The sequence below is a fragment of the Salininema proteolyticum genome (genome assembly GCF_042685645.1).
Lineage (GTDB): Bacteria > Actinomycetota > Actinomycetes > Mycobacteriales > Micromonosporaceae > Salininema > Salininema proteolyticum.
Genome location: NZ_JBHUNX010000001.1, coordinates 3,475,865 through 3,500,214, shown reverse-complemented (window position 1 = coordinate 3,500,214; position 24,350 = coordinate 3,475,865). Strand labels below are relative to the sequence as shown.

General features: G+C 64.3%; 26 protein-coding genes and 1 pseudogene. 22 read left to right on the top strand and 5 right to left on the bottom strand.

Features of this window, described 5'->3' with window-relative positions; genetic code table 11:
• Window positions 1-3 precede the first annotated feature (3 nt).
• The 18 genes and pseudogenes from ACFTE1_RS16215 to ACFTE1_RS16130 all read left to right on the top strand — a co-directional run bounded on the left by ACFTE1_RS16215 (window position 4) and on the right by ACFTE1_RS16130 (window position 15,084).
• The gene (locus ACFTE1_RS16215) at window positions 4-3,441 is read left to right on the top strand and encodes a phage tail protein (protein WP_380621433.1); all 3,438 of its coding nucleotides are present in this window, start codon (window positions 4-6) and stop codon (window positions 3,439-3,441) included.
• 10 nt (window positions 3,442-3,451) lie between these two features.
• A complete protein-coding gene (locus ACFTE1_RS16210) occupies window positions 3,452-4,309 on the top strand; it encodes a phage distal tail protein (RefSeq protein WP_380621431.1) in 858 nt (285 codons plus the stop codon).
• A complete protein-coding gene (locus ACFTE1_RS16205) occupies window positions 4,294-5,397 on the top strand; it encodes a Gp37-like protein (RefSeq protein ID WP_380621429.1) in 1,104 nt (367 codons plus the stop codon). The genes ACFTE1_RS16210 and ACFTE1_RS16205 overlap by 16 nt, the downstream gene beginning before the upstream one ends.
• The gene (locus ACFTE1_RS16200; RefSeq protein WP_380621427.1) at window positions 5,394-6,656 is read left to right on the top strand and encodes a tail fiber domain-containing protein; all 1,263 of its coding nucleotides are present in this window, start codon (window positions 5,394-5,396) and stop codon (window positions 6,654-6,656) included. Before ACFTE1_RS16205 ends, ACFTE1_RS16200 begins: the two co-directional genes overlap by 4 nt.
• Entirely contained in the window at window positions 6,653-6,988 is a 336-nt protein-coding gene (locus tag ACFTE1_RS16195; RefSeq protein WP_380621425.1) for a hypothetical protein, read from the top strand. The genes ACFTE1_RS16200 and ACFTE1_RS16195 overlap by 4 nt, the downstream gene beginning before the upstream one ends.
• Before the next feature lie 227 nt (window positions 6,989-7,215).
• On the top strand, window positions 7,216-8,064 hold the full coding sequence (locus ACFTE1_RS16190) for a peptidoglycan-binding domain-containing protein (protein WP_380621423.1): 849 nt from the start codon (window positions 7,216-7,218) through the stop codon (window positions 8,062-8,064).
• Window positions 8,065-8,100: 36 nt separating this feature from the next.
• A complete protein-coding gene (locus ACFTE1_RS16185) occupies window positions 8,101-8,304 on the top strand; it encodes a hypothetical protein (protein ID WP_380621422.1) in 204 nt (67 codons plus the stop codon).
• Between the two features lie 318 nt (window positions 8,305-8,622).
• Window positions 8,623-9,090, top strand: a complete 468-nt coding sequence (locus ACFTE1_RS16180; protein WP_380621420.1) for a hypothetical protein — start codon at window positions 8,623-8,625, stop codon at window positions 9,088-9,090.
• Window positions 9,091-9,522: 432 nt separating this feature from the next.
• Entirely contained in the window at window positions 9,523-10,464 is a 942-nt protein-coding gene (locus ACFTE1_RS16175) for a hypothetical protein (protein WP_380621418.1), read from the top strand.
• An 87-nt stretch (window positions 10,465-10,551) separates the two neighbouring features.
• Complete coding sequence (locus ACFTE1_RS16170; protein WP_380621416.1) at window positions 10,552-10,971, top strand: hypothetical protein; 420 nt, start codon at window positions 10,552-10,554, stop codon at window positions 10,969-10,971.
• Between the two features lie 50 nt (window positions 10,972-11,021).
• On the top strand, window positions 11,022-11,477 hold the full coding sequence (locus tag ACFTE1_RS16165; RefSeq protein ID WP_380621414.1) for a hypothetical protein: 456 nt from the start codon (window positions 11,022-11,024) through the stop codon (window positions 11,475-11,477).
• A gap of 9 nt (window positions 11,478-11,486) precedes the next feature.
• Window positions 11,487-12,320, top strand: a complete 834-nt coding sequence (locus ACFTE1_RS16160; protein WP_380621412.1) for an AAA family ATPase — start codon at window positions 11,487-11,489, stop codon at window positions 12,318-12,320.
• 29 nt (window positions 12,321-12,349) lie between these two features.
• The gene (locus ACFTE1_RS16155) at window positions 12,350-13,192 is read left to right on the top strand and encodes a phage antirepressor KilAC domain-containing protein (RefSeq protein ID WP_380621410.1); all 843 of its coding nucleotides are present in this window, start codon (window positions 12,350-12,352) and stop codon (window positions 13,190-13,192) included.
• 29 nt (window positions 13,193-13,221) lie between these two features.
• Window positions 13,222-13,614 carry a hypothetical protein gene (locus ACFTE1_RS16150; protein WP_380621408.1) on the top strand — a complete coding sequence of 131 codons (393 nt, stop codon included), beginning with the start codon at window positions 13,222-13,224 and terminating at the stop codon, window positions 13,612-13,614.
• Window positions 13,611-13,814, top strand: a pseudogene (locus ACFTE1_RS16145) (CHC2 zinc finger domain-containing protein); the annotation flags it as partial. The gene ACFTE1_RS16150 and the pseudogene ACFTE1_RS16145, both read left to right, overlap by 4 nt.
• 34 nt (window positions 13,815-13,848) lie before the next feature.
• Window positions 13,849-14,499, top strand: a complete 651-nt coding sequence (locus ACFTE1_RS16140) for a toprim domain-containing protein (protein ID WP_380621726.1) — start codon at window positions 13,849-13,851, stop codon at window positions 14,497-14,499.
• Between the two features lie 13 nt (window positions 14,500-14,512).
• Complete coding sequence (locus tag ACFTE1_RS16135) at window positions 14,513-14,740, top strand: hypothetical protein (RefSeq protein ID WP_380621406.1); 228 nt, start codon at window positions 14,513-14,515, stop codon at window positions 14,738-14,740.
• Window positions 14,737-15,084 carry a hypothetical protein gene (locus ACFTE1_RS16130; RefSeq protein ID WP_380621404.1) on the top strand — a complete coding sequence of 116 codons (348 nt, stop codon included), beginning with the start codon at window positions 14,737-14,739 and terminating at the stop codon, window positions 15,082-15,084. Before ACFTE1_RS16135 ends, ACFTE1_RS16130 begins: the two co-directional genes overlap by 4 nt.
• An 85-nt stretch (window positions 15,085-15,169) precedes the next feature.
• Here ACFTE1_RS16130 and ACFTE1_RS16125 read toward each other — a convergent pair whose 3' ends face one another.
• Window positions 15,170-15,340: a hypothetical protein gene (locus ACFTE1_RS16125; RefSeq protein ID WP_380621402.1), complete on the bottom strand. Its 171-nt coding sequence runs from the start codon at window positions 15,338-15,340 to the stop codon at window positions 15,170-15,172.
• A gap of 130 nt (window positions 15,341-15,470) precedes the next feature.
• Here ACFTE1_RS16125 and ACFTE1_RS16120 point away from each other — a divergent pair, with 130 nt between their 5' ends.
• Entirely contained in the window at window positions 15,471-16,244 is a 774-nt protein-coding gene (locus tag ACFTE1_RS16120) for a hypothetical protein (protein WP_380621400.1), read from the top strand.
• 352 nt (window positions 16,245-16,596) lie between these two features.
• Here the strand turns inward: ACFTE1_RS16120 and ACFTE1_RS16115 are convergent, their stop codons facing one another.
• Together ACFTE1_RS16115 and ACFTE1_RS16110 are read right to left on the bottom strand one after the other, a co-directional pair.
• Window positions 16,597-17,028 (bottom strand): hypothetical protein, encoded by a 432-nt coding sequence (locus ACFTE1_RS16115; RefSeq protein ID WP_380621398.1) that lies wholly within the window; start codon window positions 17,026-17,028, stop codon window positions 16,597-16,599.
• Window positions 17,029-17,135: 107 nt separating this feature from the next.
• Window positions 17,136-18,212 (bottom strand): ATP-binding protein, encoded by a 1,077-nt coding sequence (locus ACFTE1_RS16110; RefSeq protein WP_380621709.1) that lies wholly within the window; start codon window positions 18,210-18,212, stop codon window positions 17,136-17,138.
• 533 nt (window positions 18,213-18,745) lie between these two features.
• On the opposite strand from ACFTE1_RS16110, the gene ACFTE1_RS16105 reads away from it, so the two are divergent.
• Together ACFTE1_RS16105 and ACFTE1_RS16100 are read left to right on the top strand one after the other, a co-directional pair.
• On the top strand, window positions 18,746-19,003 hold the full coding sequence (locus tag ACFTE1_RS16105; RefSeq protein ID WP_380621396.1) for a hypothetical protein: 258 nt from the start codon (window positions 18,746-18,748) through the stop codon (window positions 19,001-19,003).
• 685 nt (window positions 19,004-19,688) lie between these two features.
• The gene (locus ACFTE1_RS16100) at window positions 19,689-20,192 is read left to right on the top strand and encodes a hypothetical protein (protein ID WP_380621394.1); all 504 of its coding nucleotides are present in this window, start codon (window positions 19,689-19,691) and stop codon (window positions 20,190-20,192) included.
• Between the two features lie 125 nt (window positions 20,193-20,317).
• Here ACFTE1_RS16100 and ACFTE1_RS16095 read toward each other — a convergent pair whose 3' ends face one another.
• Complete coding sequence (locus tag ACFTE1_RS16095; RefSeq protein WP_380621392.1) at window positions 20,318-21,163, bottom strand: hypothetical protein; 846 nt, start codon at window positions 21,161-21,163, stop codon at window positions 20,318-20,320.
• Between the two features lie 112 nt (window positions 21,164-21,275).
• On the bottom strand, window positions 21,276-22,532 hold the full coding sequence (locus tag ACFTE1_RS16090; protein ID WP_380621390.1) for a hypothetical protein: 1,257 nt from the start codon (window positions 22,530-22,532) through the stop codon (window positions 21,276-21,278).
• A 402-nt stretch (window positions 22,533-22,934) separates the two neighbouring features.
• Here ACFTE1_RS16090 and ACFTE1_RS16085 point away from each other — a divergent pair, with 402 nt between their 5' ends.
• Entirely contained in the window at window positions 22,935-24,152 is a 1,218-nt protein-coding gene (locus ACFTE1_RS16085; RefSeq protein WP_380621388.1) for a glycosyltransferase, read from the top strand.
• Window positions 24,153-24,350: the final 198 nt, after the last annotated feature.

Sequence of the window (24,350 nt, the reverse complement as noted above, 5' to 3'; positions counted from 1 at the left end):
GCCATGCCGAAGGTGAACACGGTCGGCAAGGTCGCCATCAAGGTCCTTCCCTCCACAACGGGGTTCGGCCGCCAGGTCAAGAAGGAACTCAACGGCGCCCTCAAACGCATCGAGAAGCAGTTGCGCAAGGTCGCCATCAAAATCGACCTGGCCGAGGCCTCGGCGGCTCAAGTGCGGGAACGCATCCGGGCGTGGGCGGAGAACCTGGACCCGTGGGCCGTGGACGTGACGCTCGACCAGTCGTCGATGAGCCAGGCGTCGGCCAAGTTGAAGGCGTGGCAGGCGCAGTTCAACGAGGCGCGCATGGAGTTGAAGCTCGACGGCACCGACGCCGCCGAAGCCCAACTGAAGACCTTCCTTTCGGAACAGCGGCAAGTCCTCATCGGCCTGGAGCTACCCGACGAAGAACAGGCGAAAGCCGAACAGGCCCTGGCCGACTGGGAGAACGACAACGAACCGAGGGACATCAGGATCGTCCCCGACCTCTCCCGCACGGCCGTCACGCTCACCAACCGGCGTATCGGCTGGCTGACTCGTGCTCGTCAGGTCGTGATCTCCCCGGTGATCGACAACGCCGCGTTCACGAACGTGGCGACGACGCTGGCCGCGCTCTCCGGGGCGCGGCTGGCGTGGACGGGCTTGGACAAGATCACCAACCAGCTGAAAGACCTCGACAAGGCTTTGCCGATCTGGTCGGCCTGGTCTCTGGGTTTGGCGAACGTGACCGGGTGGCTGGCCGCCGCGACCAGCAATCTCCTATCACTGGGCGCGGGATTGGCCGCGACCCTCCCGGCGGCCCTTGCGTTGCCGGGCATTCTGACCGGTATCGGGATCGGCCTGGGTGCCCTCGTCGCGGTCGTGAAGGACTTCAACCAGGTGCTGCCTGAGGTGAAGGACCAGCTGGCGGTTCTCCAGGATCAGATGTCGGCGGCGTTCTGGGCGAGGGCCGCCGAACCGATCCGGGGCATGATCGACACCCTCTTCCCCGCCTTCGCGGCGGGCCTGCGGGACACGTCGTCGGTGTTGGGGACGTTCGCGGCGAACCTCTCGACCAGTCTCGCAGCGAGCCTGGAATCGAGCATTCCGGGCATGTTCGCCGACCTCACCACCTCGATTGAGATTGCGGCGACGGCGACCGACGCCTACGCCGAGACGATCCGCATTCTCGGTGAAGTCGGCGCGGGAATGCTCCCGCGCCTCTCGGCGTGGTTCACCGACAACGCCGAGGCCTTCGCCGCGTTCCTGCAACGGGCGGAGGCCGACGGGTCGCTGCAACGGTGGGTCGACACTGCCGTTGAGAACCTGGGGCATCTGGGCGACATCATCGCCGCGACGTTCAGCACGTTCTCGGGCCTGGCTGGTGCGGCGGCCGACGCCGGAGCCGCCAGCCTGGAATCGTTCGCCGCGCGGATGCAGTCGATCTCCGATGTCGTGAACTCGCCGGAGTTCCAGGAGCCGCTGACGGCGTTCCTGGCCTCGGCGCACCGGGGGATGCAGGCCCTTGCTGATACAGCGGGGCCGGCGGTGCGGGACCTGTTCATCACGCTCGGCGAGACCATGCAGACCATCCTGCCCGTCGCCGGTCACGCCCTCGGGACGCTCGCGGGTGGCCTGGCGGAGGTGGCGGCGAGCCCGGCCGTGCAAGGCGGCTTGACCGACCTGTTCAACGGGATCGCCCTGGCGATCTACGACCTCGAACCGCTCTGGGGCCCCCTCGGGGCCGGGCTCGGGGCGCTCCTCAGCCTCGGCGGCCAGTTCGCCGAGTCCGCAGGTCCCTTGCTCGCGGGGGTGTTCGGTACCCTCGCCGAGACCGCCGCGATCGTCGCTCCGGCCCTGGAACCGGTCGTGGCCGTGCTGGCAGGCGGGCTCCTGTCCGCCGTTCAGGCCGCCGCTCCCTTGGTGCTCGCTGCGGCCGAGGCCTTCGCGGGCTTCGCCGCGGCCATCCCCTTCGACCAAATCAGTGGGTTCGCGACCGCGTTCGGTGGCCCGATCCTGGAGGCCGTCTTCGGGCTCGGCGCGGCCTTCGCGCCGTTGATCGAGTTCGGCGGCCGACTCGTCGCCGAAGTCCTCGCTCCCTTGGCGGCCGAATGGCTACCCAAGATCGCCGCGATTGTCACCGGGTTCATCAACGACGGCCTCACGCCCCTGATCAGCGCTTTCGGGCGCCTAGTCGATCTCTTGGAGCCGATCCTGCTGCCCGCCTTGAAGTTCGTCGGAGACGTCCTGCTTGACAGCATCGTCTTCGCCTTCGAGGGCGCGATGCAGGTGGTGACCGGTTTCCTGGAGATCATATCGGGGCTGATTGATTTCGTGGTCGGTGTTTTCACTGGCGACTGGGAACTGGCCTGGTCGGGGGTCAAATCCATCTTCGAGGGCATCTGGGACCTGATCGTGGGTGGCCTGAAACTCGCCTGGGTGCTGCTCACGGACGTGATCCTCGGTGGCGCCGGGAAACTGCTCGGCAAACTCGGGGAGTGGGCCGCCAAGCTGTGGCCTCGTTTCCAGAAATGGTTCGGTGACCTGTGGCGCAAGGCCGTGGCCCTCCAAGGCGAATGGACGCTGAAACTCCTGAACAAGATCAAGGAATGGGGCACCTCGTTCATCGAGTGGGTCAAGAGCCTGTGGCCGCGCTTCAAGAAATGGTTCGGCGACCTGTGGGACAAAGCGGTCCTGCTTCAGGCGCGGATGAACGAGAAAATGCTCGCCAAGATCAGAGAATGGGGCGAGTCCCTGATCAACTGGGTGAAGGGCTTGGGACGCAAGTTCGTCGACAAGTTCAAAGACATGTGGCGCAAGGTCGTGGACGGCGTGAAGTCCTGGGCGCGCAACATGGTGCGCAAACTCGGCGAGGTCAAGGACGGCATGATCGACCGCGCCAATCAGATCAAGTCCCTACTGCCGAAGAAGTTCCAGCAGGCGATTGACAAGGCGATCACGTCCGTCAAGAAGCTGCCGTCCAAGGCCAAAAAGGCCCTGAAGGGCATCAAGGACACGCTGATCGAGGCCGGTAAGAACCTGATCAGGGGTTTCATCACCGGCATCCAGGACATGTGGGGCGATGTGCAGGACTCCCTCGGAGACCTCACCGACGCCCTGACCGACTGGAAAGGCCCGCCCGAGAAAGACCGGAAGCTCCTCATCGGCGCGGGGCAGCTGGTCATCGAGGGGTTCATCGAGGGCCTGGAGTCCAAATATGCGGCCGTCCGCGCCTCGCTGGCCGGACTGTCACGCGAGGTCGCAGACACCGAGATCGCCCCGGTCGAAGCACCCGACGTGGTCGGGGAAGCGACGGCCGTCTTGCACCGGTCGGCTTCGGCCCGAGGTGAAACCGAAGGGGCCGGCGGACGCGTACTGAACTACTACGCCGCCCCCAACCAGTCGCTCTCGGAAGAGGAAGCCCTGTTCGTGGTGGCGGCGCGCAGCCGCCGCCTGGGATGGTGAGGAGAGACCCGTGTCGTATCTGATGTTGGTCAACGACTCGGACCGGCTCTCGCTGGGCGGTATCGCCAGCGACGGGACCGGGATCGAAGTCGGGCCCGGTGCGGGAGGCCTCGGCCTCCCACCGGTGGCCACCCAATGGGTAGAGGGCGCCGGAGACGGCGCCCTCTACCGCGGGCGGCGTATTCTGCCCCGCGATATCGACCTGCCCCTCCAGATCCTCGGGCAGAGCCCGGAGGACCTGCGCTCTTGGTTGAGGGTGTTGGAGCGGATGCTCGCCGGTCCGGCCGAATTGCGGTGGATGCTCCCCTCCGGCGAGTACTGGAAGGTCGATGTCGTCCACACCGGCGGCGGCGACTGGGCCACCGGCCAGGACACGACCGGCCGCGACTGGCTGCACACCATGATCACGCTGCGGGCGGGCGAGCCCTACTGGACCTACTCGCGCACCTCGCACGTGGTCATCAAGGCTATGGGCGGCCGAGGCCTGCTGGGCGGGAGCCTCGTATCGCTGCAGGTGTCGTCTTCTCAGGCGCAGGGTGAGGTCGCCCTCGTCAATGACGGCTCGGCCCCGTCCTGGCCGGTCTGGGAGGTCACCGGACCGGCCAGCAACCTATCGGTCTCCCTCGAAGGGAAAACCGGGTTCGACTGGAACGGAACCCTCGGCGAGGGCGAACGACTGGTGATTGACGCGAAAGCCAAGACCGTCACCGACTCCTCGGGGGCCTCGCGCTACGCGTCGATGTCGTTCGGGCCCGACCTGTTCTCCCTGCCGCCGGGCCGCAGCCACATCACCATCGGGCTCGACAACGTCACCACCGATTCCCTGGTGGTCTGCAAATGGAGGAAATGCGCATGGTCAGTTCTGTAGGGCGCGTGCGGATTGAGGTCCGCGACCGGACCCTGACGCGGGTCGGGCAACTGCCCGAATCCGCGTCCTGGCTCATCCAACCCCTGTTCAACGATGTCGGCACCTGGGAGGTGCGCCTCCCGGTCGAAGAACCCATGGCGCAAGCGCTGCAACAGCCGGGTGCGGGCATCATCGTCCACGGCCCCCACGGGCCCTTGTTGTCCGGGGAGATGACCCGCGCCGAACATCAAGCCACGGCCACCGACCCGGCCGGGATGGTCATCGTCACGGGCGTCTCCGACGAGATCCACCTGAAAGACCGCCTCATATTCCCGGTGTTCTGGAAAGGCCCCACCGACCAGGGCGACGCCACGTGGACGTTCACCGGCACCGCCGAGAAGGTCATGGTCGATGCCGTCAAGAAGAACCTCACGATCGGTTCCCGAAAGATCCGGCTGAAGCTCTATATCCACAGCCCGCCCCTGGGCCCTGAGGTCGCGGTGAAGATGCGGTGGGACAACGTACTGGACGTGTGCAGGCGCATGGGCGAGATCGGCCGTTTGCGGTTCTGGATCACCCAAGTGGGCTCCTACCGCGAGTTCCATTGCAGCGTCCTGGAAGACCTCACCCGTGAGCGGACGTGGACGATCAAAGGCAACCAGCTGGCCGGGGCCCGATGGGCCATCGCCGCACCCCAGATCACCCAGTACATCAACGACACTGTCGTGAAAAACGACGACGGGGCCGAGGAGCGGGTCATCACCGCGCCCACCGTCGCCGAGGTCGAGGCCGCCTCACGCGCATGGGGCCGACGCATCGAGCAGATCTCGGAGTCGACCAACAAAGAGATCGACGCCGAACTGAGGGCGAAACTCAAAGCCGAAGGCGTCGAGCAAGTCGCCGCTCAAGCCGTCCCGATGGACGACGGCGCCGACCCGGCCACCTACCCGCTCGGGTCGCGCATCAGCGTCGATATCGCCGGACGCCCCGCCACCGCCCAGGTCACCGGACACGTCCTCAAAGGCGACAAGGACGGCGTCCTCTTCGGTGTCCAACTAGGCGACCCCGAACTACTCTCCACCACCGAATACAAGGAGCGAACGCGATGACATGGACATCCTTCCCCTTCGAATCCCAAGACACGACCGAAGACCAGTACACGCTCCTATTCCAGGAACTGGCCGACTCCGGCGTGGTCGGCGGCTACCACTCCGGAGCACTCCAGGTGACGGCCAACGCCTCCGGCATGGAGGTCACGATCAGGCCCGGCTCGGCGATCGTGCGCGGCCACATGGTCGTCAACTCCGACGCCCACACGGTCCCTATCTCGGCGTCCGCTTCGTCGGAGCGCCGCGACCGGATCGTGCTGCGCCTCGACCCCGAGGCCAACACCATCGAACCGGTCGTCCTGGAAGGAACACCCGGCGCCAGCCTCCCGCCCCGGCCGACTCAGGACAAGACCGGAGTCTACGAACTACCTCTCGCGGCCGTCTCCGTGCCGCAGGGGTCGGTGTCCGTGCCCGCCTCGGCTCTCACCGACGAGAGGCCGCACGCCTCCCAACGGGTCGGCGTGTGGTCGACCGACACCCGCCCGACCTTCCCACAACTGGGATTGCTGGGCTACAACACGACACTGCGACGGTGGGAGTACCCCGACCGGATCGGATGGCATCCACTGGTCGAGTCGATCAACTGGTCCACCATCGAGGGCCGCCCCGAGACGTTCCCCGCCGCCGGCCACTCCCATTCCTGGGACTCGATCACCGGCAAACCACGATCGTTCCCACCGGGCCACCACAGCCATTCGTGGGGATCAATCACCGGCAAGCCCTCCACGTTTTCGCCCAGCTCCCACCGCCACTCGTGGAGTTCGATCACCGGCAAACCCAAGACCTACCGGCCTTCCGGCCACTCGCACAGCAAGTACCTCACCTCCGGGTCCACCATCGCGTGGGCCAACGGGTCGAAGCGCGTGCGCGGCAACAGCCCGCGCGGCTCCTCCACCTGGTACTCGGTGTGGATCGACGGATACAACAAGTTCTGCAAGAACACCAGCTCACGTCGGTTCAAGCAGAACATCCGCCCCCACGCCCTGGACCCGGCCGACGTGCTCGCCCTGCGCCCGGTCCTCTACGACCGCAAACCCGACAACGACGGTGAAGACGCGCCCCGCGACCAGTACGGGCTGATCGCCGAAGAGGTCGAACAGCACCTGCCCGAGCTGGTCACCCACGACGAGGACGGCCAGACCGACACCGTCCGCTACGACCTGCTGGGCGTAGCGCTGCTCGATGTCGTCAAGAACCTCACCGAACGCGTCCGCGACCTGGAAGACCGCCTGGCAGACAAGGAGAACCCCCGCCCATGACTGAAGTGCTCGTCGCCCTCATCTCAGGACTCTCAGCCGTCTCCGCCGCCGGAGTCGGGCTTCTGACCAAACGACTCAAGCAAGTCGACCACCAAGTCTCGAACAACCACGCTTCCAACCTGCGCGACGACGTGGACCAGATCAGCCACGGCATCGCCCAACTACTGGCCCGGCACGAACGCCACGAGATCGAACTCCAAGGCATCCGCACCGTCCTCGCCACCGACGCCTCACGACTCGTGGACCTGGACGCCCGCCTCGCCCACATCGAGGCCCCTCGGAAGGAAGCCAGCGGGACCGGCGACGCTACCCGTGATGAGGGGGCGACGTAGCGGCGCGAACGCGCCGGTCTGTTCGAAAGCATTATCTGTCTCGAACTCCGCCACTTCTAATGCCGAAATGGTTCTGCTAGAGACATTTCCTGAAGCACTGGTGTGAAAGCCTCACCCGCCCTGACCATCACTACTCCTGGCTCCGAAGAGTTTCTGCTGGAAACTTTTAACGAATCTCCGGACGGGCACCCCTGCCCGGCGACACAACTGAATAGAGGAGGTCGCGCATGACCTATGCGCCCAAGCAGCTCAAGAAGCTGCACAACTACCTGAAGGATAAGACGGGCCTGTCGCCAGCCGCGCTCGGGATCGTCGGCGATGCCGCCCACCGGGGCGGCTACCACTGCGGACGTGACCGGACCGTGTCCGGTGACTACTCGGTGGTCGAGTCGTCCCGCGACCGGCGTGGCCTGTCGAACGCCGCTAGCGCCATCGACATCGGCGGCTTCGCGAAGAACGGCAAGACCCTACGTGGCCTGTCGCTGTGGCTGGTCGGTCAGTGCCGCAAGAGTGCGCCCGGCACCGAGGACATCCGCGAGATCATCTACTCCCCGGACGGCAAGAGGGTCAAGCGGTGGGACCGGCTCGGCAAGCGCTCCTCCGGCGATGACTCGCACCTGTGGCACACCCACATCTCCTACTTCCGCGACTCCGAAGGTAAGGACAAGACGGCGCTGTTCAAGCGTTATTTCGGTGGCAGCGACTCGGGGAGCAAGAACCCATCGAGGCCCAGTCGCCGGCCCGCGCCGAAGCCGCGCTATTCCTTCCCGCTTCCGGGGGGCTATTACTTCGGGTGGGCGCACTGGGGCAACGAGTCGATCTCCGGCTGGTACGGCACCCGGTTCAAGGGCGTGTCCTCGCGGACCTGGCTGAAGAGGTTCGGGTCCCAGCTGTCCAAGCGCGGTTGGCCGGTCGGCAAGGGCCGCAAGTACCTGCGCCGGTTCGGCAATGACGGCAAGTACGGCGACGAGTGGGACCACCTCGCCCGGGCCTTCCAGCGCGACCAGGGCCTGGCCGTGGACGGACTGATCGGGCCGGCGACCTGGAGAGCTGCGTTCCGCAACCCCATCACCTGACCAGCCATTTCACCACAACTGAATAGGAGAAACGACGTGATCGACAACTTCATTGAACTCATCGCCCGCGGTAGCGTCCGCAAGCGCATCTACAAGGGCGTGGTCGGGCTTGCCCTGGCCCTCGCTGCCGTCGGCCTCCTGACCGACGCCAACGCCGAAGCCGTCATCTCGGGCCTTGCGGTCCTCGGCGGAGGCGGCGGCCTCCTCGCCGACGCGAACGTGACCAGCGACGACACCTAACCGATATGCGGGCCAGCTCTCACGCTGGCCCGCCTTTTTTGTTGCCCAAAGGGTTTCTGGGTCAAAAACCCGAATCTCCGGCCAAAACCTCATGAAAAATTTCATCGAACACTTGTACGATTGAGCCACTATTTTAACATTGACCTGCACAAACGGGTTTGTGGATGGCCAACAACACGGCTGGGGCCCGTGCTAGCCTAAATGTACTTGTAGTGAGGGGGAAGTCTGCGCTGAAGCGGACCGGCACCCATTGCGCTGCAAGACCATCGCCAAGGAGACCACACCCAGTGAACCCAACTCACCCAACAGCACACACACATGGCCAACATCAAGATACAAGATGAACGCCAGGTGATCGCTTGGCTCGAAGAAGGCCACACCTACCAAGCGGTCGCGAACCTGCACCTGGAAAAGTACGGCGTCAAGGTCGGTAAGACCGCGATCGCCGAATTCGCTAAACGACACGACCTCAACCCACGGCAAGTCATCAACCGGGACCTCATCCCCTGGAAGATCAAGCTGGAGCACCAGTACGAGCAAGACGCGCGGATGCTGCGGCAACTGGCCCGCCGACTCGCGGGCCGAACGGTCAGTCAGGCTGACGAGCTCGACCGTTGGGAGAGCCGCCTTAAAGCCGAGAACAAGGTGGTCGCCTACGACCCCAATAAGGGTTGGTCCCATGTTGAACGGCGCGACGGCGATGCGGAGTACATCCGCCCGCCCGATGCACGATTACCTCATGGGAAACCCTGGATTGTAACAACTCGATACCCGAACCCCGCGTAGTCCCGGACGTAATGCGTCCGGGACCAACTGTGCCGCACCCGTTACCTTTTGTGTCAGGACCCCTTGCTATAAGTAGTTACCACTCAGTTGTCAACCCCAATTGAGTGAAAGGTGAGCAGCAGCAGCCGCGCCCCTCCTAGCGCGGCCGGGGCTAGGAGTACATCCTGAAAGAACACACGCACTACCCCCTCATATCCGTTTCCGCGCCCGCATCGACCGTTGTTGACGACGAAGGGGACCAATTCGCGGTCATCCCTGCGGTCGACCACGCCAAGGTCATCACGACCGTCATGGCGGAACTGGCCGAGCAGGGGTACCAGCTGATCGACCCCGACATGGCCGATGACGTGAAAGCCCCGACGAAAGACGAGCACGACAACGTCCACATCCTCATCGTCACAGCACAATAGACATACCAGTATTGGAGGCTCTATGCCCGCAACCCTCGTACCGCTCACCCACCTGGGCACCGACCCGCAGGCGTCCGGTTCATGGCCGCGCAACGGGCGCGGCCAGCCCCTCGTCATTCCCCGAGGCGGCGGAAAGCCCGTGACGCACACCCGCGTCACCACCCTGGCCTCTACTCTGGACGACGGTTCGTCGCTGACGACATGGAAAATGCGCACCACCTTGTGGGGCGCGGCGACCACACCGAGCATCACCGACCGCGTCCGCACCATCGACGCGGGCGGCCCCGAGGGAAAGCGCGAGCTGACCCGACTGGCCTACAAGGCGTTCCGGTCGGGCGGCGGTCACGCCAAGGCCGACTACGGCACCGAGATGCACCACTGGACCGAACTCCACGACCAGGGCGAGGCGCCCCGTCCGTCCAGCACCGACCAGGCCCGTGACCTGGCCGCGTATGTCGCGGCCACGCGGTCGCTGACCATGCGCGCGATCGAGCAACCGGTCGTGGTCGCCGGAATCGGCGCGGCCGGCACCGCCGACCGGCTTCTTCACACGGACATGGAGACCCCCGACGGCGCGCCCGCCGGGACGGTCGTCGCCGACATCAAGACCGGGTCGATCGACGGGCAGTTGACGATCGCCACGCAGATGGCCTCCTACGCGCACGGTACCGCCTACAATCCTGTGCGCTGGCTGGCCAACCCCACCGACGCCGCCGCGCTCGACCGGTGGAAGGGCTACGAGTTCACCGCCGACCAGGCCGCCGAGGCCTACACCGACCTGACGGGCGTGAACCAGAAGTGGGGCCTGGTTATCCACCTGCCTGCCCGCGAAGGCCGCTGCACGCTCCACTGGATCGACCTGGTCGCCGGGTGGGAAGCGGCCGGTGAAGCCGTGATCGTCCGCAAGTGGCGGTCGCGCAAGGGCCTGATCACCGATTCCATTTCCCCGAAAATGGACTTGTAGCAAGTTGAACTTGTAGTGTAGAGTGGTCGTCACGTAAAGTTCACGGCTTGGTCGTGAAGCAAATTGGACTTGTAGCAAGGGGTTGGGATGTCGAACACCGGATACACGATGGCTCTCACGGTAGAGCTGCCCGAGGGCGTCTCGGCGACGTTCACCGGCAGCCTGGACGAGGTCGCCGGAGGTATCGCGGTGTTTTTCGACCTGGACGAGGAGGCCCTGAACCAGCCGGTCGCCTCGATGGTGGTCCGCGCCGCGCAGACAGCGCGGGCCACCGCGAAGCTCGTGGCCGAGTTCGATGCCACCGAGGTCGCCCCGGAGCCGGTGCAGGATTCCCTGCTCGGCGGAGTCAACAGTCTGTACGAGGCCGTTGAGAAGGCCACCGGTAAGAAGTCCCTGGATGCGCTGTGGCGGTCCAACGCTGAGGCGTTCAAGTCCGACAAGGGCTTGGCCTCGGCGTGGAAGGTCAAGGCCCGCGCTCTCCAGTCCCAAGCCCAGCCGCTGCGCTGAGGCACTACCCCGTTCCCTATATCCCGCACGAATTGAAGGAGGACTCCTGTATGGGTCTGATGTCACTGTCTGAAGTAGCCAGCTCTGGTTACTTTAAGCCCGCCGAGCACTCCGGGGTTGCCGCACTCCTGGTCGAGCCGACCAGTGTGGAGCGCGATGTGCCGAACGAGTATCAGGGCGTGGTCACCAACCGCGACGAGGTGACCGCCGATATCTCCGTGTTCGCCACGGCCGCCGATGCCGAGGCCAAGCGTCCGTCCACTGTCCTGCGGAGCGTGAAAGTCACCCACGCCCGCTTGACTCCACCCGCCTCGCGGGCCGTTGCAGGCGCGTTTATCGCCACCGTCGGCCAGAAGCCGAACGAGAAAGGCTATGTCTGGCTTCCCGTCGACGCACCTGTCGAGCGCGCGGTGACTGAGTATTACGAGGCCCGGCCCGCCGAGGCCGATCCGGTGACCCCGGCGCCGGCCTCGGCCGATGGTGCCGACGACGCGCCCCCGTTCTAAGGGCCGTCTTTGCATTCAGCGGCGCAAAGCCTGTTGGCGGGCGCGGAGGCAGCCCCCGAGCTGCCCCGCGTCCCGCACTTGAGACCGCTCTACGATCTCGGCTGCACCATCCCCGCCGGTGATCCGGTGATGGTCTGCGGCCGATCCGGGACAATGAAGAGCTTGTTCGTGATGTGGCTGTGCCACATGCTGGGTCTTCCGACGATCTACTTCTCGGCGGACATGAACCCCCGCACCGTGGGGTTCCGCCTGGCGGCGATGGCCACCGGCCACACCACGAAACAGGTCAAGGCGGCCTTCGCGCGCAAAGACGGCCACGGCCAGTACGTCGAAGCCCTCGCCTCCTCGCCTATCTCCTGGGAATACGATTCCCCGATCACCTGGGCGGCGATCGACCAGGCTCTGGACGCTCACGTGGAGGTCTGGGACGCCTGGCCGCGAATCCTCGTCATCGACAACCTCATGGATGTCGAGGGAGCGGCGGCGGACTACACGGCACAGATGGACGCGATGCAGGGGATCACAGAGCTGACCCGCGACATCGGTTGCACGACGATCATCCTCCACCACGCCAGCGACAAACCACAATCCAAGCAAGACCCGTGGAAGCCCCCGGCGCGCTCGGAGGTCAAGGGTGGCATGAGCGAAAAGCCCGGCCTGAGCCTGTCGGTGGCATTGGACCCGCAGACGAACGAATACCGAATCGCCGTGACGAAGAACCGCCACGGCCCCTCCGACCCGTCCGCGCAGACCTGGGCGAGCCTCTACGTCGACCCCGACACCTGCCGGTTCTACCCGTCCAAACCCGTCCCGGGCTCGACCGCGAGCCTCGGACGCTACTGAACCTCTACCCCTACAACAAGGAGAAGGCCATGAATCAGAACCTCCGACTCATCCGCGATGAGGACAACCGCAGCCTGTTCGATGAGATCAAGCACGTCAACAGCAGAGGAACAGAGTCCTGGAGCGGACGAGAACTGCTGCTCGGTGCCATGCGATACCGGGACTGGACCAAAGCGAAGCACGCCATCAACAGGGCACGCGAGGTGATGAAGCTTCAGGGCATTTCCCCTGATCAGCACGTAATCTCCCAGGTGGGAGTAAGCAAGATTGTCAATGCCGTTGGCGGGCGGCGACAGGTTGAGGACTTCCGCCTGACCCGCACGGGCGCCTACTTCGTTGCCATGTGCGGCGACCCCAGCAAACCCGAGATCGCGGCGGCTCTCACCTACTTCAATATCATGACCCAGGCCGCTGAGCGCATAGCCCGCAAGCTCCCCGAGACCTTCGGCGAGGCTCTGCGCGAGCTGGCCGACGAGGTGGAGCGCCGCGAAGTTGCCGAGACCAAGGTGGCGCTGCTCGAACCCAAGGCTGAAATCTTCGACAAGTGGCTATCTTCGGACGGCCTGGCCTCATTCCGCGACGCCGTGCGGATGCTCCGCGAGTACTACGGCGAGCACATCACCGAACCCAGCGTCCGCGTCCTCCTCCAGTCCTGGGGCCTGACCGAGCTGTACTCCAACGCGGCGACCGCCCGCGCCACTCGCAACGGGTGGATGCGCAACCGCGCCGGGCTCAAGGCCTCCGGCGCCCAGTGGGTGCAGGGCAAGTTCACCAGGCGTGGACTCGAATACCTGTTGAAGAAGTGGGACGGGGCCGGCGACGCCCGCCGCGGAACCGCAATTCCCGGCGTGGCCGAACGCATCCTCCCCTAACCCCAGCCCCCGACCGGAGAAGAGGCCACATGGCTAAGAAGACCACAGACGCGACCACAGCGCGCAACAACAGGAACAAACGCAACGGCCAACGCTGGCAAACCGCCCTCCGTGACGGACTCCGAGGCGCGGGCCTGGATGTGGAACGGCTCGTCCAGACCGGCACCGACGACGAGGGTGACCTGGTGATTCGCCTCGACGACGGAAGGTTCATCGTCATCGAGGCGAAGGCCGGGGTCATGCACGCGGCCGACTTCGTGGACCAGACCCGCCGCGAAGCAAGCAACTTCGCGCGGCACCGCGCCCTCCCGCACAGCGCCGTCGACGGGATCGCCGTCGTCAAACGCCGCCAGAAGGCCTGGGAAGAGGCTTACGTCCTCACGACATTGCGCGACTACCTGGGGCTCGGGGCCGCCGAGTGAGGCGAACCCGAGGGGCCGGCACCGACCGGCCCCAGAAACCGGACCTCGGTGACGTGCTCGCCCGCTACGGGCGGGCCGTCACCCGACCCCGACAGACCATCAACTGTCCCCTACATGAAGACCGCACCCCGTCCTGTTCCGTCGACCTCGACAAACAGCTGTGGCACTGCCACTCCTGCGACTCCGGCGGCGACGCCTGGACCCTGATCATGAGCCTTGAGGAGGTCGGATACCTTGACGCACGAAGCATTGCGGCCTCTGCCGGACTCGTCGCGGAAGATGCTCCGCGAGGCTACCGAGGCCTACGCCGGGCAACTGACCCCGGCGGTACGCGGCTACCTGGCCGGTCGTGGACTCGACGAGAAGACCGTACGAGCGGCAGCACTCGGGTACGTCGGTAACCCGCTACCAGGGTTCGAGCACGTCCGAGGCCGCCTTGCGATCCCCTACCGGAACCAGGCCGGGGTCGTCGGCATGAGGTTCCGTTGCCTCCACGCCCACGACTGCCGCGCCGCCGGCCACGGCAAATACATGGCACTGCCCGGAATGCAGGGCCGACTGTACATGGCCTCAGGGTTCCGGTTTGACCAGCCAGAAGCCCATGTCCCGGAAGGCGAACTTGACGCGCTTGTGCTCGCCTCCCTCGGGCTCAACGTGGCAGGGGTGCCAGGCGCGAACGCCTGGCGACCCCACTACGGACGCCTCCTCGCCGGGTTCCCGAAGGTCTACACCTGGGGCGACCCCGACACCGCAGGCCAGAAATTCAACGCCGCCATCACCAAGGACCTCCGGGCCGCCGAACCCGTCCCGCTGGAGGCGGGCGACGTGACCGAAACGTGGCAACAGCACGGACCCGACAAGCTCACCTCCCTGATCCCCAGATAGGAGACAACTGGATATGGACGAGACAAGGCTGCTCAGCTGCCCGCCAGCCGACCTGGAGTCGGCCTGGAGGGCACTGGGGCGACACCACCGACGCCACTTCGCGGCGGCCCTCACCAGGGAGCACGTCGCAAGCGAGTTCCTGGTGATGTGGCTGGAACAGTTCGGCTGGGACATCGACACAGACGAAATGGAACGGTATCGGCGCAGGGCCGGCATGGGAAGCGGACAGGGGGCGCAATGAGCCAGTACGAGCGAGCGACAGTCGAGATGCTGATGCCCTACATGTGGGGCCACGACTACGCCTATGGAATCCACAGCGTCTACGCGGCCGACCCCGACATGCCGCGAGGCCGTGCGAACCCGGCTGAGGGTTGCACGCTGTGGGCTGTGATGGCGGACCTGAAGCGAGCGTGGGTGAGAGCCGACCTGACCGATCTTGAGCGCGAAGTGATCGTACTGGTCTACGGAGCGAGGATGGGCCTCGGAGAGGTCGCCGCCAAGCTCCGGGTGGAGGGATGTGCAGTCGAGACCGCTCTGTACGAGGGTGTAGGCAAGCTCCTTGACCATCTCAATAACTGTCCATAAGCGATCATTCTCTTCAACACTTTTCCAACACAAGGCGCCACAAAAGGCCGGTAACCAGAAGTATGCGGAGGTATGTATCTCCTGGTTACCGGCCTATCGGGCATCTATAGAACATGTGTACTATTAGGGGCTTCTTCCTGAGGAAATAGGGAAGAGTGAAAATGAGCTGGTAGGAGAAGGTCAGGGGTTCGATTCCCCTCAGCTCCACAAACTGAAAGCCGGTTCTCTGCGGAGAACCGGCTTTTTCAGTCTCCATTGCATGGCCTTAGGGCCGAAATCCAGACATCTCCCCATGCAACGAGGACCCAGTGCCGACATGAACCTGCACGATCGGCCCGAGTTTTTCAGCAGGAATAGATGCCACCACGCGGTAGTATACTCACCGTATGGCATTCAAGAGAACGAGTCGCCTTCAGGTCTTTTTCTCCTGGTTCAAGACGGCCACGGGTACGAGCCTGGCAGATTGGCTCTTCCGATCACTGCGTCCGACGATAGAGCCGCCTCCTTTCATCGCCAGGCTTGCCGTGTGGAGGACGATGACGGGCTTCGCATGGACCACAGCCGTCTACTTCTCCCTGCACGGCCCTTCGGTCCTGGGCTGGATGACCGGGCAGCTGGTCGGCACGGTCATCACGATCGCAGGTATATACGCTGCAATCTACCTATTCGGGCCAATGTTCATATCGCTCTTCGGTATCGGAGATGAGAATCCAGAATTGGCTCGGAGAATTTGGACGAGGCCACTTACGCTCCTATGGTGGCTTTTCGTTGGTTGGGTATTCCTGGCTTCGGTGCTCGCTGTCGGCGCTACTGCGAACTTCCATTGGGGTGTGGGCCTGATCAGTCTACTGCTGCTCATTCCCGCTGGAGGGTTCGTGATCCGCTCAACGTATCTCGCGGGTCGGGACCTGTTCGCAGCGCGGGAGTTCCACCCCCTCCTACCGCCATTGCTGACTCTGATCGCGGCATGGTTCACCGCTTACGTCAAGTTCTCCATCATGTCGCCCGACACCCAATTGAGTCTGATTGAGCGGTTGACTCTGGCGGGCGGACTCCTGACAGTGAGTGCCCTGGCGCTCACAGAGGCTTGGTTCCTGCGGGACACCCTTCGCAGCCTTCCGGTTTTCCGCGACAAATTTCGGAAGCCCGTTTCATCTTGACCTCGTGCCGGCGACTGTACAGACTTTCGCTGCCGATGAACATTCCCCGAAGTCCAGGGCAGGGAGGTATCAACTGCAAGACTCCGGGTCGTATACCGCCGTGAGCATTGCTTCAAAGCTGGATCTGCCAGCGAAGGTGAACGATTGTGGCCATGAGGCATCCCCATGGAGCCTTGAACTCCCGAAGAACACTAATCAATGTGCGACTCGCTGCCGGAACTCCCGCGAAAGAGGCCGCTGGGGGATAGCAAACGTTGTGAACTGCGATTACGAGTACGAATAGGCGGCTGTGAGGTCCACAGTCAAAGAAGGGCTGCACCCGTGTGGGAGCAGCCCTTCTGGCTTTTCTGGTCTAGGGTCGGGCTTCGACCCCTGCCGCTATCGGCGGCCTCCCAAAGCGAAGTATCTCGTTGAAGTACAAGTTGCCGAACAGTGCCTCCCATCCCCATTCAGCACGATCGAAGCAAGCGTCATCGAAGGTCATGTTGATGGTCTCCTGGTACGAACCATCGACCAACCAGCTGCAGCGCTCGTCGATGCGTTTCATGCCCTGGGACTTGATCGATTTGATGACCAGGTTCAGCGTGTGGACCCAGGTAGCGTGGTCCCGGCGTCCGACAGTAGGCCACTGGGCAGGGGGAAGATCTGAAAGCGCCATATAAAGCGCGGCCTCGATCATATCCTTGTCCATGGCGAACACAGCTTCTGATACAGGGATCATGTCGTCAGAGACTGCGGGGACTCCTCTGCTGATAACGGATGAGGTGGACAGGTGGCATGTCATGTCGCTCTCCTTCGTCGTCGGTATCCACAACCGTCCATTGGAGAAAAGAGGTCGGCCATGGGCAGTAAATTGACTATGATCGATTAACGAAAGTGTGTGCAGATCGGTTACGGGTCAGGTGGACGCCGATCTAACTGCCACAGGGCGCTGATCGGGACTGCGTGGATCATGTCGCTCAGCGCGAATGAGTGGGGGACGGTGTGCAGGACGATTCCTGCGGCGAACCGGTCTCCGATTTCCTGGGCCAGCCAATCGAGGTGGACGGCGGCCTTGTGGTTCGGGGCGGCGTCGGCCTTGATCTCCACGGCGATGACGCGGTCTCCGGGAAGTTCGACGATCAGGTCGATCTCATGGCGGCCTTGCTGTTGTCGAAGATGGTAGAGGCGGGGAGAGAGCCCGGAGGCTTCGAGCTCGGCTCGCCACTGAGCGATCACGAACGTTTCGAGAATCTGCCCCACGAGGCGTCCGTCTCGGATGATCGAGTCCATGTCGAGTCGGAGGGCTGCGGCGAGTAGTCCTGAATCGGACATGACTCGTTTGGGAGCTTTGGTCAGTCGCTTGAGACGGTGCTGTGTCCAGGCGGGGACCGCCTCCACGAGAAAGAGGTTCTTCAAGAGCTGTTCGTATTCCTGGGCGGTGTTCCGCGCGAGTTCGGCAGCTTGCGTGAGTTTGGTGAGTTCTACCGTGGAAGCGCTGTTGAGAATGAAGGCGTGCACGAATCGCCTCACGCGGTCGGGATTGCGGTCTCGACTGTCGGGTACGACGTCACGCGAGTAGATCTGGTCCCAATAGCCTTCGTACCATCGCGCTCCGGCCCTTCGTCGATAGCGGAGCGCCGGTTCGGGGAAGCCCCCTCTCAATGCCCGATCGAGGTAGTCACGCAGGTCCAGCTCTGTCGGCGGTGTCTTCAGAATACCGGAACCGTCGCGAGCGATCTGGTCGATGAAGGACGGGCGGTGCTGGTTTCCCTCCAGTTCCCGTTCCGCCATGGGCGTGGCGTGTATCGGGACTACTCGCCCGGTCCCGGGCCAGGTTTGCGAGTTCAATCGCGCATTGACCGATCCGGTCAATAGGAATCTTCCCGCCCCGGCATCGGCGTCGATGGAGCGTTTGACTGCTCCGAGCACGGTCGGGACCTCTTGCCACTCGTCGATCAGCACCGTTTCCCCCTCTCCGCTCTGTATTGAACGTTTGACACGCTAGCTGCTGAACAAAATCCACACTATTTGATGAGCAAAATACGCCGATTAGACCGATCGGTTCTGAGATACAGGATCAACCTGCGGAAATGGGGACGAATAGGCAGATATGGGATTAACAACTAGAACCGGTTCTCCACGGAGGACCGGTTTTTCTTGCCCCGCTCCCTATCTCCGGATTCCCGCCGGGGCCGTCGTCCGAAATGTTCCCGGACCGGCTTCCATCATGGGGGACAGTTCTATCCTGAACTTGCGGATCGAGTCCGGGGCGCGTTGCCCTCGCTTCGCTCGCGGCAGTGCTCCTTTGTGTGGGTGGCAATGCCATTGGCATACGATGCAACAAGTGCGAACTCGATCCTCTCTGAGGCTACTCGCTCCGAATCGGAGCGGCCTCCGTCCTGCTGCTCGTTCTCAAACACCCGAATCACATGCATGGAAGATGACAAGGTCATCGATTTAATGATCGACGGCACATGGATTCGGTGCGATGACTCGCGGTCTCGCAGCGTCTAGCCAGTGTGGAAAAGAATGCCAAGACAGAGGGGAGCGGTCCCGTAGGCAAAACGGTCTACGTTCTCGGGACCGTATTCGGGACTGTGATTCTCCTGTTCCTCCTAGGCTGCGGTGTTGGTGCGGTGGACGCCTATCTCGGCCTGTGCGGGCCTGTGGACAAGGCCCTTGCACCAGCCATCATTCCAGCTAACGCCGATCGGGTGGAGTCCAAGTACGAGGAGTGCGGTTGGGAGAGGCCGTACTGGCTCGGGTACCCGAGTTAGTACGAGCGGATCGGATCCTGCGTCGCTCTTGAGCGGTCCAGTCCCGACACGTGTGCCGGGCGCGGACGCAGGATTTCGCCGCGTGAGCATTGGCCGGTCGCCCGACTTGCCTGCATCCTGGGCCTGGTGAACCTTGTACTTCCATGGCGCGACGGGCGAATTTTAGGAACCTCTCGGTCTTGTAGGGCAGCGAGGCCTCCGTGAGATCGGTCTTTTGGCGCGTCAGGGGCGGCCTTTGTCAAAGATTTCGACGAGGATGGGTAACGGCCTCGGGAGCTGGATATAGGGCGGGAACGAGAGTGGTCGCAGTGCTCGGACTTGTGTCCAGCGGTGAAACGGGAAAAGCCGGCCGGACTTGTGACTGGAGGGAAAGTCCGGCCGGCCAAGGGGTTGACGGCCGTGCGCACAGCCAGAACGCAAGGGGTATCCGGGGGCGGTCCCTTGGGAACGCACGGCCGCCGTATCGGGCTTGAACCAAGACTGCCCGAACACCCACGCGGTATCCAAGCGATAAGTTAGAACTGTTATCAGTTGTTACCAGTAAGTAATGAACTGAGTGTCGGTGGTCACGGTTTTGCGGTAACGCGTGAATGAACTCCGGCTGGATGGGGCGGAGCGAGTGGGACGGAGCATAGATCTAGCGCCTGAGCGGATGCGCGAGGCCCGTGAGCAGACAATCGGCCAGATGAACCCTTCCCCTCGAAAAACTGACGACCGCTGGTGGACACCGAATCGCGTAAGCGCCGCCTGGCGCGGCGCGGCGGTCGGCATTGTGAACTGCGCAGTACCGATGCTCATCTTTTTCTGGGTAGACTCCGAGCCGAAGCGGAGCTCACCCGAGGGCCCGGCCTATTGCGGCCGCTTCTTCCAGCCCGACTGTCCAGGGGACGATTCGTCCGGAGACGCCTTGTATGCGCTCTTCTTCCTTGGCATTCCGCTCTCGTTCCTGTTCACGGGCGCGATCGCGGCGGCCCTTCTGCGGCTGCCCTATCCAGGGGTTTTCATGCTCCTCGTAATCGTCTACGTCCCTGCCACATTGAGTCTTGCGCAGAGCGTCTCGTCCAGGGTGGAGCCGTGGCTTTGGCTGACGGCTTTCGTGTGGCCCGTTCTCACGTCGGCTACGGCGATCCTGCTGAGGGACATCCGCGACCGGCGGTCCGATAGGCGGCCGAGAACACAGGCGCCTTGACCGAACCCCTCCCCCCCGCGCCTTTTACGGCGCAACTCCTCTATTTGAAGGCGGAGTTCTCGTTGGACGCAGGTATAGGGGAGAACGCGAAGGCCAGGGCGTGCACCAGTTCGTCGAGGCATGCGTCAGTAGGCTTTCGCAGTCCACGATTCATACGGTGTGAGAATCCAGATCCGCCCGTCTGCGTCGACCAGTTGGTGAGTCGTGCCTTCCTGCCGGAGCCCTCCTGTCGAGGAGGCGAAACGATGGCCGCCCTGCTCTACGGAGACCAGAAGATGGGCCAGGAACATGAGGTACAGGGGGCCTTTGCCGAGCGATCCACCATGGGCAAGGGTGAATTCGAAGTCCGGCCAGGCGCCGATTTCCTCGTCCTCGTCCATGCGGGAGAAACCGCCGGCGGTCGGTAGTCGTGGAGCGCGAAGTGCCAGGCGTTCGCCCATCTCGTTTCGGAAGGTGAACTTGTCGGAAACGGTGGTCGAGTCCGGTTCGACCGTGTGCTCAGGCGACAGCTTCCCGGCCTGAATCAGTTTGAGGGTTTCGCACAACCGCTCCAGATACTCCTCCCAGGAGCGAATGTCGTTGAAGCCCGGTGCGGTGGCGCGTTCTGCTCCAGCACGGGAGGCTCGGTGGGCGTTGATCAGGATCATGCACCACAACACCACGACGCCCTGCCCTCCGTGGGGATAGGTGAAGATCAGCGTGGCGAAGCCGCCTGCGATGCCGCCGGTCCACGAGACGAAGTCAGCCCAATCGGGCAAGCGGTACCGGACCTCCAGGCAATAGGCGGGAAGCCCGAGGGTCACTTGGGTGAGGATGAAGAGCACCGGCACGATCTTCGCGGTCTGGGCGGCGAAGTCAGACGGCGTCACCTGATCGAACTCGTACAGCCCGAAGGAGAGGACGTATACCCCGCAGGCGGCCAGCGGAACCATGAGCAGATACTTGCGGAGCAGGGGTTTGACAAGGGGCATGGGATTCTCCGAGGGGGGGGCGGGTTGATCCCAGGATACTCTCCCGCGGTGCGTCCGTTCTTGGAGAGGCGGTGGCGACCAGACGAATCCGGAGTGGTTCAAGCCCGAGCCGTCACGGTCGACGCGCTATTGCGCGACTCGTCGCAGGGATGCGGAACTGTTCGGAAGACGAGGACTGTGGTTCCCTTTGTCGTCCGTTCGTCTGCGGGAATGCGGGCCGAGCGGCGAGTGCCGCCGCTCGGGGTCGTTCAGATAAGACCGCCTTCTGCCCCACCGGATGAGCTCCGCGGCCGCACCGCGAACACCGGCCGCGAGTCCGGTAGTGGAACGCGGCCGCGGCCAGGAGTACCAAGGGTCCCCAAACGGTCAGAGAAACGACGGGGAGGTACGAGACCCAGGTCAACGCCGAGTCGGTCCCCGCGTAGTAGACCGTTTCCCCGGAGACGGCAGTCAGCAGAGCGGGGGACAGGGCAGCACCGTATCCGGTCAGACCCACGCCGCAGGCGACCGCTGATCCGATCGGGAGCCAGTGCGGCACAGGCTTTCCTGCCAAGCCGATCACCCATCGCGGCCACGTCTCGCTCCACGGCCGGGCGAGCCCGAAGCACAACAGGCCGCCGCACAGCGCCAGCGAGGCGAGGGTCAGTTCCAGGTACACGGTCCCGTTCCCAGGATTGTTGGAGTTCAGCAGTTCGAGGTGTTCCTTAGTGGTGCCCAGAGGAATTCCGAGCGCCCAGCAGATGCGGCTGACCGCGTATCCCAGCGGTGCCAGGGCGGCGGCGAGCGCGGCGGCCGTTCCGATCCGCGACCACCGGCGGCGGGACCATCCCGGACGGCTTCCCCGTCCACAGTGAATGCAGGCCTGTCGACTGGACCGCGCGTACGCCAGAGTGGCGGCGCCCAGGGCCAAGCCGACGTAGGTCAGAACCACGATATGGACCGTCACCCAGTCCAGGCGTTTCAGGTTGAGCAGGTTGAGAACGGGAATGGTGTCGAGCGACATGGGTCCGGAGAGCACGAGCGCCAGAAAAGCCGCGCTCGAAGCCCCTACGGCTATGAGCACGGGACGCAGTGGGCCGCCAAGCCCGAGGCGCATCATCAGGAGCGCCGTAATAACGACCGCACCGCCCAGCAGTGTCGCACTTTGGACGGTATCGGGGTTCAGGCCGGCCAACCAGTGCTGGTCGAAGTTGTTCTCCGGGTTCCCCGGCAGCGCAAAGGCATACGGTCCGCCGAAATACCACAGCGCGGCGAAGATCGCGTATGAGGAGAGAACGGTGACGGCCACCGACCCGGTCCATTGCGGCCACTGCGTCGCCCAGCGGCGAATACGGTTGTTCGTTGTCGGTCGGGGTTCTGTCGGAGTCATCCTCTGCCACCTATTCCGATCCGCCAAATGCGCGTCGCGGTCAACGGGAGACCATTGAGTGCGCGGCACGGAACTTCGGCGGCACCTACGTTTGCCATGGGGAAACAGTAGGGTTTCTCGACCTGCCGGCTCTTCCCCCGCCGAGGGGATTAAGTCCCAGCGCCTCACCCGGCAGGGGGAGTGGGCGGTTCCGGTGGAGGCCGGGCGCGACGGTTATGTCGGTCGCTGGGGGGATAGGGCTCGCGAGGTGGGCTGGGGAACCGGAGCGGCGTCCCCTCCCTGGGGCCTCCAGTATATCGAGGTAGTCGAGCCCGTCCGCCCACGCTGGGTACCCGATATGACCTGGTGCTTCGTGCATAATCTGCGCATATCGACGGAAACTGCGGAGAGGAGCGGCACGGAATGCGTGTGGTCTTGTCGACCTTCGGGTCAAGGGGAGACGTGGAGCCCATGGTCGGGCTCGGAGTGGAGTTGAAGGCGCTCGGGGCGGAGGTCGCGGTGTGCGCACCGCCGGACTTTGAGGAGCGCCTGGCGAGGGACGGTCTGGAGTCGGTTCCGGTCGTCCAGTCGGTGCGCGAACTGGTGTCGTCCCGGCCGAGGAAGTCGGGGGAGTCTTTCATCCAGCAGGTCGCGACCGGGCTGATAGCGGACCAGTACGACGCGATCATGGAGGCGGCGGGGGACTGCGACGCGGTGGTGGGAACGGGCCTGTTCCCGGCCTCGGCGGCGGCGAGGGCCGCGGCGGAAAAGCTGGAAGCCCGCTACGCCCTGGTCGGGTTCTTCGCGAAGGTGATGCCGTCGCCGAACCACGCTCCGCTCGAGTATCCGGGACATCCGCTGCCGGAGGGCGTCACGGACAACCGCGCCCTGTGGGAGCACAATCGCGAGGCTATGAACGGCCTGTTCGGGGGAGTGGTCAACGAGTTCAGGACGTCAATCGGGCTGGCGGAGGTCGACGACGTCCGAGCCCACGTCTTCACGGATCGGCCCTGGATCGCTTCGGACCCGGTGCTGGACCCGTGGCGGGACGAGGCGGGATACGAGGCGTTCCAGACGGGGGCGTGGATCCCATCGGACGGGCGGGAGTTGCCGGAGGAGTTGGAGGCCTTCCTGAACGACGGCGAACCGCCGGTGTACGTGGGCTTCGGCAGCATGGCGATGCGGGAGGCGGAGGACGTCGCCCGGGTGGCCATCGAGTCCGTGCGAGCGCAGGGGCGCCGCGTGCTGCTGTCCAGCGGATGGGCCGGGCTGGACCTGAACGGGGAGCATGACGACTGCTTCGGTGTGGGAGAGGTGAACCAGCAGGCCTTGTTCGGCAGGGTCGCCGCGGTGGTTCACCACGGCGGCGCGGGCACCACGACCACTTGCGCGAGAGCGGGAGCGCCGCAGGTGGTCGTACCGCAGATCGCTGACCAGCCGTACTGGGCGGAACGAGTGGCGGACCTGGGGATCGGCGCGGCGCACGACGGGCCGGTACCGACGGTGGAGTCCCTGTCGGCGGCTTTGGAGAAGGCCCTAGAACCGGAGGTGGCGCAGCGGGCGGAGGACTTGGCGCAGAAGGTCCGCGCGGACGGGGCCTCGGCGGCGGCGAAACGCTTGGCGGACATGATCGGCCGGTAGGCGGTGGATTCGGTGGCGGAGCACCTCGGCGGAGGCGCGCGAGTCCGCGATGATCGACGCCGCGTCGGCGAGCGGGAGGCCGGAGGGCAGTATGGCGAGGTACTCGTGGACGGGAGGGACGCGGAGCGAAACGCCGATGCGCCGAGGAGGCGCCTCGGGTAGTCTGGCCGGGTCCCTCCCCACCGTCCACGACCAGAG